The sequence below is a fragment of the Dokdonella sp. GW821-FHT11D02 genome (genome assembly GCF_058808595.1).
In genome coordinates this window covers 4,500,697-4,513,470 of sequence record NZ_CM179520.1, presented here as the reverse complement: position 1 = coordinate 4,513,470, position 12,774 = coordinate 4,500,697, and the positions used below count along the sequence as shown (strand labels likewise).

Genomic DNA, 12,774 nt, shown 5'->3' with positions numbered 1-12,774 from the left:
CTGTATCGATCGTTACAGCAGCGGCACGAGCAGCAAAGCCACGATGTTGATGATCTTGATCAGCGGATTGACGGCCGGACCTGCGGTGTCCTTGTACGGATCGCCGACGGTGTCGCCGGTCACGGCCGCCTTGTGCGCATCCGAGCCCTTGCCGCCGAAATGGCCGTCTTCGATGTACTTCTTGGCGTTGTCCCAGGCGCCGCCGCCGGTGGTCATCGAGATCGCGACGAACAGTCCGGTGACGATGGTGCCGATCAACAGGCCGCCGAGCGCCTGCACGCCGGCCATCGGGCCGCCGATGAAGCGGAAGCCGAACGCGACCACGATCGGCACCAGCACCGGCAGCAGCGACGGAATCATCATTTCCTTGATCGCCGACTTGGTCAGAAGGTCGACGGCTTTGTGGTACTCCGGCTTGCCGCTGCCGTCCATGATGCCTTTGATGTCGCGGAACTGGCGGCGCACTTCCTCCACCACGCTGCCGGCCGCGCGGCCGACCGCTTCCATCGCCATCGCGCCGAACAGATACGGAATCAAGCCGCCGATCAGAAGGCCGATGATGACGTAGTGGTTGGAGATGTCGAAGGTGAAGATCTTGTCGGGATGCTGGGTGGCGAGCTTGTGCGTGTAATCGGCGAACAGCACCAGCGCAGCCAGACCGGCCGAACCGATCGCATAACCCTTGGTCACCGCCTTGGTGGTGTTGCCGACCGCATCGAGCGGATCGGTCACCGCGCGCACTTCCTTGGGCAGCTCGGCCATCTCGGCGATGCCGCCGGCGTTGTCGGTGATCGGGCCGTAGGCGTCGAGCGCGACGATCATGCCGGTCATCGAGAGCATCGAAGTGGCGGCGATCGCGATGCCGTACAGACCGGCGAACCAGTGAGCGCCCCAGATCGCCGCGCACACGGCCAGCACCGGCCAGGCCGTCGACTTCATCGAGATGCCGATGCCGGCGATGATGTTGGTCGCGTGCCCGGTGGTCGAGGCCTTAGCGACATGCTGCACTTGGCTGTATTCGGTCGCGGTGTAGTACTCGGTGATGACGACCATCGCGCCGGTCAGGACCAGGCCGATCACGGCGCAGCCGAACACGTTCCACACGCCGTAGCTGCTGCCGGCCATCAGTTCCTGCGTGACCGGAATGAAGGCGAGCAGGGCGAGCACGCCGGACACGATCACGCCCTTGTACAGCGCGTTCATGATCTTGCCGCCGCCGCTGTACTTGACGAAGAACGTGCCGATGATCGAGGCGATGATGGAGACGCCGCCGATCACCAGCGGGTACAGCACGCCGTTGGCGCCGGCCTCGGTGGCGAGCACGCCGCCGATCAGCATGGTCGCGATCAGGGTGACCGCGTAGGTCTCGAACAAGTCGGCCGCCATGCCGGCGCAGTCGCCGACGTTGTCGCCGACGTTGTCGGCGATCACCGCCGGATTGCGCGGATCGTCTTCCGGAATGCCGGCTTCGACCTTGCCGACCAGATCGGCACCGACGTCGGCGCCCTTGGTGAAGATGCCGCCGCCCAGGCGCGCGAAGATCGAGATCAACGACGAGCCGAAGGCGAGGCCGACCAGCGCGTGCAGAGCCTGGTCGGAGGTGCTGCCGGTCTTGAGCAGAATGACGTAGTAGCCGGCGACGCCGAGCAGGGCGAGTCCGACCACCAGCATGCCGGTGATCGCACCGCCGCGGAACGCGACCGCGAGCGCCGCCGAAATGCCGGAACGCGCCGCCTCCGCGGTGCGTACGTTCGCGCGTACCGAGATGTTCATGCCGATGTAGCCGGTCAGACCGGACAGGATCGCGCCTAAGGCGAAGCCGATGGCGGTCGGCCAGTCGAGCGCGAATCCGATCACCACGAACAGGACGATGCCGACGATCGCGATCGTGCGGTACTGGCGGTTCAGATAGGCGCGTGCGCCTTCCTGGATCGCCGCGGCGATTTCCTGCATGCGTGCGTTGCCGGCCGGTTTGGCCAGAATCCAACGAATCGACCAGACCCCATACAGGATCGCAAGCACCGCGCACACCAGCGCGATCAAAAGCCCATGTTGCTGGAACAGCATCGAACCCTCCCTTGTGTACCAGGACGTAATGACGAACGACGACGGGGAAACGCGAGCAACCGGCCGAGTATAGCCACGCCGTCGCGGCAAGCGCATTGGCGCGGCGCAGCAGGCGCCGCATCCGATCTGCTATAACGCGCCGCCTGCGGCGCGATGCCGGCGATGGAATCCCCCCGACCGATGCCGGCTCCTTCTGCCAGCGGAACGCGCGACTATTTCCCGGCCCTGACCGGGCTGCGCGGTATCGCCGCCGGATGGGTCGCGCTGCTGCATCTGTGGCTGTTGGCCGGCTCGCCGCGCGTGGCGCCGTTCGGGCTCGATCTGACCCTGCTGTTCGCCGGTGGCTATCTGGGGGTGGATCTGTTCTTTGTTCTGTCCGGCTTCCTGCTCGGCCTGCCGTTCCTGGCCTGGGCGCAGGGGCTGCGGCCGTTCCCGTCCTTGCGGCAGTTCTGGAAGCGGCGCGCACTGCGCGTACTGCCGGCCTACTACGTCCAGCTGGCGATCCTGATCGTGGCCGGCTGGTGGATCGATGGCGTTTGGCCGGTCGGTCCGCGCGAGCTGCTCGCCTATCTGAGCATGGAGTTCGTGTTCTTCGATGGTCTCTCGCCGCTGCTCAACAACGTCTGGTGGAGCTTGCCGGTCGAGTGGAACTTCTATGTCGTGCTGCCCTTGCTCGGCCTCGCGTTCGCGCGCGCGCGCTGGTGGCTGGTCGGCATCGCCGTGCTGGCCGCGGTCATCGGCTTCCGCGTCGTCTGCTACCAGTGGCTGTTCGAGGGCCGCATGAGCGGCGGATTGTCTTACCCCAACATCCTGCAGCTACCGGCGCGGCTGGACGAATTCGTCTTCGGCATGATCGGCGCTTGGTTTCATCTGCGTGGCGCCAGAGCCTCCACGCGCACCTTGAACCTGCTGCTGCTAGCCGGCCTGCTCGGCGCGCTCGCGCTGCTGGCCGCACTGCACGGCCGCGGCGATATTTTCGTTACGGCGCAGACGCCGTGGATCTTTCTCTACGCGACGCTGGCCGGCGCTCCGCTCGCGCTGATCGTATACGCCTCGGCGCAACGGACGCGGCTGGCGGAGGCGCTGTTTTCCGGCCGCGTGCTGGCCTTCCTCGGCACCATCAGTTACAGCCTGTATCTGTGGCACTGGGTCGTGTTTCAGCTCGCCCAGCGCAGCGGCTTGTCGCAGTGGTCGCCGGTCGCCGGCAGCCTCGCCGCGCTCGCTCTGCTGCTGACGCCGGTGGTCCTGCTGGTGTCGTGGCTGTCCTACCGCCTGACCGAGCATCCGTTCCTGCTCACCGCGCCGGCCGCGCGACAGGATGCGAACGGCTGATCAGCGATCCTCGATCGTGTACGCAGGAAGTTTCTTGCGCACCAGCCGGTGTTCGAGCCGCACGTAGTCGGGCAGGCCGTCCTTGCCGTACTTGGGCGCGTCTTCGCCGCGGATCAAAGGCTCCAGATAACGCCGCGCCGCGGCGGTGATGCCGTAGCCGTCCTTGCGGATGAAACCCTTCGGCAGTTTCTTCTCGTGGTTGGCGACTTTCGCCAGCGGCGCCGCTTCGATCTTCCAGCGGTAGGGCGCATCGGAGGTGCGCACGATCACCGGCATCACCGCATTCTTGCCGGCCAGGGCGTATTCGACCGCCGCCTTGCCCACCGCATAAGCCTGCTCGGCGTCGGTCTTGGAGGCGAGATGGCGCGCCGAACGCTGCAGATAGTCGGGCAGCGCCCAGTGGTACTTGTAGCCGAGCTTGTTCTTCACCAGCTGCGCCAGCACCGGTGCGACGCCGCCCAATTGCGAATGGCCGAACGAGTCGCGCGTGCCGGCCTCGGCGAGGAATTCGCCGGCCACGTTGCGCAAGCCTTCGGAGGCGACCACGGTGCAGTAGCCGACCTTCTGCACCGTCTCGCGCACGCGTGCGAGGAAGCTCGCTTCGTCGAACGCGACTTCCGGAAACAGGATCAGATGCGGCGGGTCGCCCGCCGCGCGGGCGGCGAGCCCGCCGGCCGCGGCGATCCAGCCGGCGTGGCGGCCCATCACTTCGATGATGAAAACCTTGGTCGAGGAGGCGTACATCGATTCGACGTCGAGGCTGGCCTCGGCCACCGACACGGCGACGTACTTCGCCACCGAACCGAAGCCGGGGCAGGTGTCGGTGACGGCGAGATCGTTGTCGACCGTTTTTGGGACGCCGATCACGCCGATCGGATAACCCAGCTCGCGCCCGATCTGCGAGATCTTCAGCGCGGTGTCGGCCGAGTCGTTGCCGCCGTTGTAGAGGAACCAGCGGATGTCGTGCGCCTTGAACACCTCGATCAGGCGCTCGTACTGCGCGCGGTTCTCGCCGATCGACTTCAGCTTGTAGCGGCACGAGCCGAAGGCGCCGCCGGGCGTGTGGCGTAATGCCGCAATGCGCGCGCGCGATTCGCGCGTGGTGTCGATCAGCTCCTCGCGCAGCGCGCCGATGATGCCGTTGCGTGCCGCCAGCACCGGCACTTTGGCGGCGCGTGCGGTCTCGATCACCGCGCACGCGGTCGCGTTGATGACGGCGGTGACACCGCCCGATTGGGCGTACAAGAGCTTGCCTTCGGCCATAGCGGGGATCCTCCTTTGCACTCGGGCGCGCGCTTTTGCGCACCTCGGCGAGCGTAAAAATCAAGAGCGGCCATTCTTGCCGCAGTTCTCACCGGCGCGGTTTGACAGGGTTTCGGCCAGCCGCTAGCGTTGTCCGCATTCTAGATCGGTTCGACGCGCGCGTTCGGCGGTTCCGGCGCGACACGGCAATTCCACAGGGCGCAGAGAGCTGCGCGTTGCCGGCATTCCTCACACGCGATCGACGACGCCGCGGCGGCGGCATGGGAGCAACATGCGACTGGTTCTACTCGGCGCGCCCGGATCGGGCAAGGGCACTCAGGCGGAGATCCTGAAAGCCGAACTCGGCGTGCCGCACGTCTCCACCGGCGATCTGCTGCGCGCAGCGGTCAAAGCCGGCACGCCGCTCGGCGTGCAGGCGAAGGCGGTGATGGACGCCGGCCAGCTGGTTTCCGACGACATCGTGCTGGCGATGCTGGAAGAGCGTCTGGCGCAGGACGACGCACACGCCGGCTTCATCCTCGACGGCTATCCGCGCAATCTGGCGCAGTGCAAGGCGCTCGAAGCCTTGCTCGCGCGCATCGGCCAGCCGCTCGACGTCGCGATCAAGCTCGAAGTGCCGAGCGAACTCATCGTCGAGCGCATCGCCGGCCGCGCGGCCGCGCAAGGACGCAAGGACGACACGCCCGAAACCGTGCGCGAGCGCTTGCGCGTTTACGCCGAGCAGACCGAGCCGGTCGCCGCGCATTTCGCCGAGGAAGGCAAGCTCAAGATCGTCGACGGCGTCGGCGAGCTGGCCGACATTACGCGGCGCATTCTCGCGGCGTTGTCGGACGACGGCGAAACGCGCCGGCGCGCTTGAGGCGCGGCGACGCAAGCCAACAGTCCGCGCCGCATCCCAGCGCGCGTCCGCGCAAGTCACGCAGCCGATGACGATCGCGCTACCCGATATCGTCCGCCTCGTCGCGGATCTGTGCCGTTTGCGGCGCGGACCGCAAGACATGCCGCATTCGCCGACGCTGCTGGTCGGCTTGATCGTCGCGGGCGTGGCGCTGGACGTACTGGTCGGCAGCTTCCTCGGCGACGCGAGCGATGCGTTCGCTCACTCTCTGCTTTCCATCGTCGTCATCTTCGGCCTGGTCTGGGCCGAGCTGGCCTTGCGCGGTCGCGCCAACCGCTACGTGCAGGCCGCGGCCGCGATCTGCGCCTGCGGCCTGCTCATCTCGCTGGTGCAGTTGCCGATCGTCGCCCTGATCGAATTGCCGGTCGACGGCGGCGATACCTCGTTGACGCTCGGTCCGTTTCAAGCCCTGTTGCGCTGGCTGATCTTGGCGACCTTGGTGTGGCAGATCTTCGTCAACGCGCACATCCTGCGGCATGCCGTCGACATCGGTTTCGGCTTCGCGCTCGCTCATGCCACCAGCTGGCTGATCGTCTACTGGCTGCTCGAAAGCCTGCTGTTCGGCAAGCCGGCTTGACCACGGACGGAGTCTTTCGCATGAAACTGCACATCCTCGGCATCTGCGGCACCTTCATGGGCGGCATCGCGGCGCTCGCGCGCGAACTCGGCCACGAGGTCGAGGGTTCCGATACGAATGTGTATCCGCCGATGTCGACCCAGCTCGAACGTCTCGGCATCGTCTTAAAGCAGGGCTACAGCGCCGAACACCTCGGCGGCGCCGATCCGGCGCGCGCGCCGGATCTGGTCATCGTCGGCAACGCCTTGTCGCGCGGCAATGCCGCGATCGAGCACATGCTGGATGCGCGCCTGCCCTATGTTTCCGGTCCGCAGTGGCTGGGCGAGACCTTGCTGGCGCAGCGCCGCGTGCTGGCCGTCGCCGGCACGCACGGCAAGACCACCACGACCTCGCTGCTGGCTTGGATCCTGGAATCGCAAGGGCGCGCGCCGGGATTTCTGGTCGGCGGCGTACCGGCGAATTTCGGCGTATCGGCGCGGATAGAGCCGGGATTGGGGATTGGGGATTCGGGATTGGACGGCCTCGCTTTCGAATCCCCAATCCCCAATCCCCAATCCCGGCCTTTCGTCATCGAAGCCGACGAATACGACACCGCCTTCTTCGACAAACGCTCGAAGTTCGTGCACTACCGGCCGTCGATCGCGATCTTGAACAACCTCGAATACGACCACGCGGATATCTTTCCCGACGTCGCCGCGATCCAGCGCCAGTTCCATCATCTGGTGCGCACCGTGCCGGGCAACGGCCGTCTGATCGTCAACGCCGAGGACGCGCGCCTCGGCGAAGTGCTGGCGATAGGCTGCTGGACACCGGTCGAGAGCTTCGGCATCGACGCCGGCGACTGGCGCGCGCGCCTGACCGCGGCGGACGGCAGCGCCTTCGTCGTCTCGCATCGCGGGCGCGAGCTCGGTGAAGCGCGCTGGGAATTGAGCGGCCGCCACAACGTCATGAATGCGCTGGCCGCGTTGGCCGCCGCTCACGCGGCCGGGATCGAGGTGGCGCAGGCGCTGCCGGCGCTGGCCGGGTTCCGCAACGTCGCGCGGCGCATGGAGCTGATCGGCGAATACGCCGGCGTGCGTGTCTACGACGACTTCGCCCATCACCCGACCGCGATCGCGACGACCCTGGCCGGACTGCGTGCGAAGGTCGGCGCGGCGCGCATCCTGGTCGGCATGGAACCGCGTTCCAATTCGATGCGCATGGGCGCGCACGCCGAGGAATTGGCGCCGTCCCTGCGCGATGCCGATGCGGTCGTCTTCTTGCAGCGGCCGGAGCTGGCTTGGGATGCCGGCAAGGTGCTCGGCGCGCTCGAGGGTCGCGGCCGTGCCGCCGCCGGCGTCGATGCGCTGGTCGGCGATCTGCTCGTGCAGGCGCGACCCGGCGACCACGTGGTGTTCATGTCCAACGGCGGCTTCGAAGGCGCGCCGCGCAAATTCTTCGCCGCCTTGCGTGCGGCGCGGAGCTGACGTGGCCGAGCCGATTTCGGCGCAAGCGCTCGCGCGCGGCTTTGCTAGACTCTTCGCGTGAGCCTCGTCGATATACCGTTGTTCCCGTTGTCCGCGGTGTTGTTCCCGGGCGGCCTGCTGAACCTGCGCATTTTCGAGCCACGCTACATCGACCTGGTGCGCGACTGCACGCGCGACAACACCGGCTTCGGCGTCTGCCTGATCCTGGATGGAGCCGAGGTCGGCGATCCGGCCGTGCCGGCCGCGGTCGGCACCTTCGCGCGCATCACCGATTTCTACACCCTGCCCGACGGCCTGCTCGGCATCGGCGCGGAAGGCTTCGGCCGTTTTCAGGTCGCCACCACGCGGGTGCGCGACAACGGCCTGGTGCATGGGGAGGTGCGCTTCCTCGACGACGAGCCCTTGCTGCCGGTGCCGCCCGAGCACGGCCTGCTCGCGACCATCTTGGAGCGTCTGCACGAACGCTCCGGCGGCCCGTTCGCGCAATCGGATCGGGCCAGCTACGACGACGCCAGCTGGGTCGGCTTCCGCCTCGCCGAGGCCTTGCCGCTGACGCCGCCCGAGCGGCAGGAACTGCTGCAACTGTCCGATCCGTTGCAGCGTTTGGCCAGACTTGCGCAACATATTCCGCGCTTCCAGCGCGGATAATCCTACGCCGCGTTCTCCCGGAGCGATCCATGAAGTACCTGCACACGATGATCCGCGTGCGCGATCTCGACGCCGCGCTGAATTTTTTCTGCGCCGGCCTCGGTCTGCGCGAAACGCGGCGCAAGGACAATCCGGCCGGCCGCTACACGCTGGTCTTCCTCGCCGCCGACGAGACGCCGGATGCCGAGATCGAGCTGACCCACAACTGGCCGCCGGCCGACGGTGCGCCGGCGGAGGACTACGGCAGCGCGCGCAACTTCGGGCATCTCGCCTTCCGTGTCGACGACGTCTACGCGACCTGCGCGCGCCTGCAGGCGATGGGCGTGACCATCAACCGCCCGCCGCGCGACGGCCACATGGCCTTCGTGCGCTCGCCGGATTTGATTTCGATCGAGCTGCTGCAGAAAGGCGAGCACCTGGCGCCGGCCGAACCGTGGGCGTCGATGCCCAACAGCGGGAGCTGGTGATGGAAGGGACCTCCGATCTGCTCGCGCTCGGCGCGCGCTACTGGCTGCCGGTGTACAAGCCGCGCGAGATCGTGCTCGATCGCGGCGACGGCGCGCGCGTGTGGGACCGCGACGGCCGCGACTACGTCGATTTCGGCGCCGGCATCGCGGTCAATGCGCTCGGTCATCGCGATCCCGATCTGCTCGCCGCGCTGACCGCCCAGGCCGGCAAGCTCTGGCACGCGAGCAACGTGTTCTACACCGAACCGCCGCTGCGTCTGGCCGAGGAGCTGATCGCCGCGGCGCAATTCGCCGAGCGCGTGTTCCTGTGCAACTCCGGCGCGGAAGCGAACGAGGCCGCGATCAAGCTGGTGCGCAAGTGGGCGGCGGCGAACGGGCGTGCGCCGGAGCGGCGCGTGATCGTGACCTTCCGCGGTTCGTTCCACGGCCGCACTCTCGCTGCCGTCACCGCGACGGCGCAGCCGAAATATCAGGAAGGCTACGAGCCGCTGCCGGCCGGTTTCCGCTACGCGGCCTTCAACGACGTCGGCGAACTCGAGCAGGCGTTCGCGCCGGGCGACGTCGCGGCCGTGCTGGTCGAGCCGGTGCAGGGCGAAGGCGGCGTGATGCCGGCCGCGCCGGGCTTTCTCGCGCGCGTGCGGGAGCTGTGCGATGCGCACGGCGCCTTGCTCGTACTCGACGAGATCCAATGCGGCATGGGCCGCACCGGCAGCTTGTTCGCGCACACGCAGGACGGCGTGGTGCCGGACATCGTCACGCTGGCGAAGGCGCTCGGCTGCGGATTCCCGATCGGCGCGATGCTGGCCGGGCCGAAGGTCGCCGAGGTCATGCAGTTCGGCGCGCACGGCACCACCTTCGGCGGCAATCCGCTGGCCGCGGCGGTGGCGCGCGTGGCTTTGCGCAAATTGTCCGCGCCGGCCTTGCTCGCCGAGGTCGCGCGCCAAGCGCAGGCGTTGCGTGCGGGGCTCGCCGCGATCGACTCGCAGCAGCGCTTGTTCACCGAGATCCGCGGCCGCGGCTTGATGCTCGGCGCCGTGCTCGCCGATGCCTACAAGGGCCGCGCCGGCGAGATTCTCGATCACGCCGCCGCGCACGGCTTGCTGCTGTTGCAGGCCGGACCCGACGTGCTGCGCCTGGTGCCGCCGCTGACGATCACTGACGCAGAGTTGGCCGACGGCCTCGCGCGTCTGCGCGCTGCGTTGGCCGCGTTCGCCGGCGCCGCCCAAGCCAACTAATGGGACTGTCTTAGAACTAGACGGACGGCAAAGCTCGACCTCCTTGGCGCGCCGTCGCGCGCCGAAAGCCGGGGAGGGCTGAGCATGATCTGCATACATCACGGGCGCTGGATCGGTCGCGTCGTGCGGTTCGGCACGGTCGCCACCGCATTCGCCAGCGCCGCGACCGCGGCGATCGGCGCGACTCCGGCCTCGCCGTCCGAGCCGCCTCCGAGCGCCGCCGCGACGCAGGCGATTTACTGCGGCCACCTGTTCGACGCGAAGGTGGGCAAGCGCATCGGCGCCGTCACCGTGGTCGTGCAAGGCCAGCGCATCCGCGAGCTGAAGCCGGGACGCGCTGAGGTGCCCGGCGCCGTCGCGATCGACCTTGGCGACGCCACTTGCCTGCCGGGTCTGATCGATGCGCATACGCATCTGTCATTGACCACCGACGCCGATCCCGAGCGCTGGAATCTCGCCGACTACGCCGTGCGCTCCGCCGTCCACGCGCAGCGCACGCTGGAAGCGGGTTTCACCACCGTGCGCGACATGAGCGACATCAACAACGAAACGCTGGCGCTGCGCGATGCGGTCAACGCCGGCGTCGTGATCGGCCCGCGCATCTTCAGCGCCGGACGTCCGATCGGCAGCACCGGCGGGCACGCCGATTGGAGCAAGGGGCTGCGCCACGATCTGGCGCGTGACCTCGGCCCCAACGACGGCATCGTCAACAGCCCCGACGATGCCGTGAAAGCCGTGCGCAAGCACTACAAGGACGGCGTCGACGTGATCAAGATCATGGCCTCGAGCAGCCTGTTCGACGACGAGCCCGGCGGCGCGATCCCGCACATGACCGTGGCCGAGATCAAGGCCGTGGTCGACACCGCGCACGACTACGGTCTCGCGGTCGGCGCGCACGCGCACGATTCGGAAAGCATCCGCCGCGCGGTGCTCGGCGGAGTCGACTCGATCGAGCACGGCACCTTCATCGACGAGGCCGCCGCCAAGCTGATGAAGCAGCACGGCACCTGGTTCGTGCCGACCATCAGCGCCGGCATGGCGATCGCGGCGAGCGTGCCTTCGTCGGGGGAGTCGGCCGATTTTCCGCCGGATCTTGCGGCGAAGATGCGTACCTTCGGTGCGTTGATGCAGGACGGCGCGCGACGCGCTTACCGCGCCGGCGTGAAGGTCGCGTTCGGCAGCGACGAAGGCGCCTATCCGCACGGCGAGAACGCGCACGAGTTCGTCTACATGGTCGGCGCCGGCATGCCGCCGGCGTATGCGCTGCAGGCGGCGACCACGCACGCGGCCGAGCTGATGAAGAAATCCGCCGAGCTCGGCACGCTCGAGGCCGGCAAATTCGCCGACCTGATCGCAGTGCCGGGCGACCCGCTGCAGGACATCGCGCGCATGCAGAACGTCTCCTTCGTGATGAAGGACGGCCGCGTCTACAAGCAGGACGGCAAGCCGGTCGTGCCGGCCTTGGCGCTGGCGAAATAGCGTCGCCGCCGCTGCCGCGCGCGCTCAGCCCGCCGCGACGTCGGCGAAGGCGCCGCGCGCGGCTTCCAGCGTGGCGGCGATGACTTCGTCGGTGTGCGCGATCGAGACGAAACCGGCTTCGAACGCCGACGGTGCGAGGTAGACGCCGCGTTCGAGCATGCCGTGGAAGAAACGCTTGAACGCGGCGACGTCGCAGGCGGTCGCCTGCGCGTAGGTTTCGACTTTCTCGGCGCTGAAGAAAAGGCCGAACATGCCGCAGGCGCGATTCACGCTGAACGGGACGCCGGCTTCGTCGGCGGCGGCCTGCAAGGTGTCGGTCAAAAGACGCGTGCGGCGGTCGAGCTGGTCGTAGAAGCCGGGCGTCTGGATCAAGTCGAGCATCGCCAGTCCCGCCGCCATCGCGACCGGATTGCCGCTCAGCGTGCCGGCCTGGTAGATCGGTCCCGCCGGAGCGATCTGCTGCATCAGGTCGCGGCGGCCGCCGTAGGCGCCGACCGGCATGCCGCCGCCGATGATTTTGCCGAAGGTGGTCAGGTCCGGCGTGATGCCGTACAGCGCCTGCGCGCCGCCGAGCGCGACGCGGAAGCCGGTCATCACCTCGTCGAAGATCAACAGCGCGCCGTGGCGCGTGCACAGCTCGCGCAGCGCGGCCAGATAGCCCGCGCGCGGCAGGATGCAATTCATGTTGCCGGCGATCGGCTCGATGATCAGCGCGGCGATGCTGTCGCCGGCTTCGGCGAACAGTTGCTCGGCGGCGTCGAGGTCGTTGTAGGGCAGGGTCAGGGTCAGGTCGGCCAGCGCGCTCGGCACACCGGGCGAGGTCGGCGTGCCGAGCGTCAGCGCGCCGGAGCCGGCTTTGACCAGGAACGCGTCGCCGTGACCGTGATAACAGCCTTCGAACTTGACGATGCGCGTGCGCCCGGTCGCGCCGCGCGCGAGGCGGATCGCCGACATCGTCGCTTCGGTGCCGGAATTGACCATGCGCACGACTTCGACCGCGGGCACCAGCTGCGTGATCGTTTCGGCCATCACCACCTCGGCCGCGCACGGCGTGCCGAAGGAAAGACCGTCGCGGATCGCGCGCTCGACCGCCGTGCGCACGTGCGGATGATTGTGACCGACCACCATCGGTCCCCACGAGCCGACGTAGTCGATATAACAGTTGTCCTCGACGTCCCACAGACAGGCGCCGTCGGCGCGTGCGGTGTAGAACGGCTCGCCGCCGACGGATTTGAACGCGCGCACCGGCGAATTGACGCCGCCGGGGATGCGCGCGAGCGCGCGCTGGAACAGCTCGTGGTTGGTGCTCATCGGAACTCCGTCAGAATCGCTGGCGGCGGAG

11 protein-coding genes are annotated in these 12,774 nt (G+C 67.9%); 8 read left to right on the top strand and 3 right to left on the bottom strand.

What is annotated here, in order from left to right:
- Positions 1 to 12: 12 nt before the first annotated feature.
- Entirely contained in the window at positions 13 to 2,067 is a 2,055-nt protein-coding gene (locus tag AC3QL3_RS19085; RefSeq protein WP_492895699.1) for a sodium-translocating pyrophosphatase, read from the bottom strand.
- A gap of 180 nt (positions 2,068 to 2,247) precedes the next feature.
- Between AC3QL3_RS19085 and AC3QL3_RS19080 the strand changes: the two genes are divergently transcribed.
- A complete protein-coding gene (locus AC3QL3_RS19080) occupies positions 2,248 to 3,399 on the top strand; it encodes an acyltransferase family protein (protein WP_492895698.1) in 1,152 nt (383 codons plus the stop codon).
- On the opposite strand, the gene AC3QL3_RS19075 is transcribed toward AC3QL3_RS19080, so the two are convergent.
- Positions 3,400 to 4,662 (bottom strand): 6-phosphofructokinase, encoded by a 1,263-nt coding sequence (locus AC3QL3_RS19075; protein ID WP_492895697.1) that lies wholly within the window; start codon positions 4,660 to 4,662, stop codon positions 3,400 to 3,402.
- Positions 4,663 to 4,933: 271 nt separating this feature from the next.
- Here AC3QL3_RS19075 and AC3QL3_RS19070 point away from each other — a divergent pair, with 271 nt between their 5' ends.
- The 7 genes from AC3QL3_RS19070 (at position 4,934) to AC3QL3_RS19040 (ending at position 11,432) form a co-directional block, all read left to right on the top strand.
- Positions 4,934 to 5,521 carry an adenylate kinase gene (locus AC3QL3_RS19070; protein WP_492895696.1) on the top strand — a complete coding sequence of 196 codons (588 nt, stop codon included), beginning with the start codon at positions 4,934 to 4,936 and terminating at the stop codon, positions 5,519 to 5,521.
- Positions 5,522 to 5,660: 139 nt separating this feature from the next.
- Positions 5,661 to 6,137 carry a hypothetical protein gene (locus AC3QL3_RS19065; RefSeq protein ID WP_492895695.1) on the top strand — a complete coding sequence of 159 codons (477 nt, stop codon included), beginning with the start codon at positions 5,661 to 5,663 and terminating at the stop codon, positions 6,135 to 6,137.
- Positions 6,138 to 6,157: 20 nt separating this feature from the next.
- Positions 6,158 to 7,603, top strand: coding sequence for a UDP-N-acetylmuramate:L-alanyl-gamma-D-glutamyl-meso-diaminopimelate ligase (mpl, locus tag AC3QL3_RS19060; protein ID WP_492895694.1), 1,446 nt, complete (start codon positions 6,158 to 6,160; stop codon positions 7,601 to 7,603).
- 57 nt (positions 7,604 to 7,660) lie between these two features.
- Entirely contained in the window at positions 7,661 to 8,251 is a 591-nt protein-coding gene (locus AC3QL3_RS19055) for an LON peptidase substrate-binding domain-containing protein (RefSeq protein WP_492895693.1), read from the top strand.
- A 29-nt stretch (positions 8,252 to 8,280) separates the two neighbouring features.
- Positions 8,281 to 8,718, top strand: coding sequence for a VOC family protein (locus tag AC3QL3_RS19050; protein ID WP_492895692.1), 438 nt, complete (start codon positions 8,281 to 8,283; stop codon positions 8,716 to 8,718).
- Positions 8,718 to 9,953 carry an acetylornithine/succinylornithine family transaminase gene (locus AC3QL3_RS19045; protein WP_492895691.1) on the top strand — a complete coding sequence of 412 codons (1,236 nt, stop codon included), beginning with the start codon at positions 8,718 to 8,720 and terminating at the stop codon, positions 9,951 to 9,953. Before AC3QL3_RS19050 ends, AC3QL3_RS19045 begins: the two co-directional genes overlap by 1 nt.
- A gap of 84 nt (positions 9,954 to 10,037) precedes the next feature.
- Positions 10,038 to 11,432: a metal-dependent hydrolase family protein gene (locus AC3QL3_RS19040; protein ID WP_492895690.1), complete on the top strand. Its 1,395-nt coding sequence runs from the start codon at positions 10,038 to 10,040 to the stop codon at positions 11,430 to 11,432.
- A gap of 24 nt (positions 11,433 to 11,456) precedes the next feature.
- On the opposite strand, the gene hemL is transcribed toward AC3QL3_RS19040, so the two are convergent.
- Positions 11,457 to 12,743, bottom strand: coding sequence for a glutamate-1-semialdehyde 2,1-aminomutase (gene hemL, locus AC3QL3_RS19035; protein WP_492895689.1), 1,287 nt, complete (start codon positions 12,741 to 12,743; stop codon positions 11,457 to 11,459).
- Positions 12,744 to 12,774: the final 31 nt, after the last annotated feature.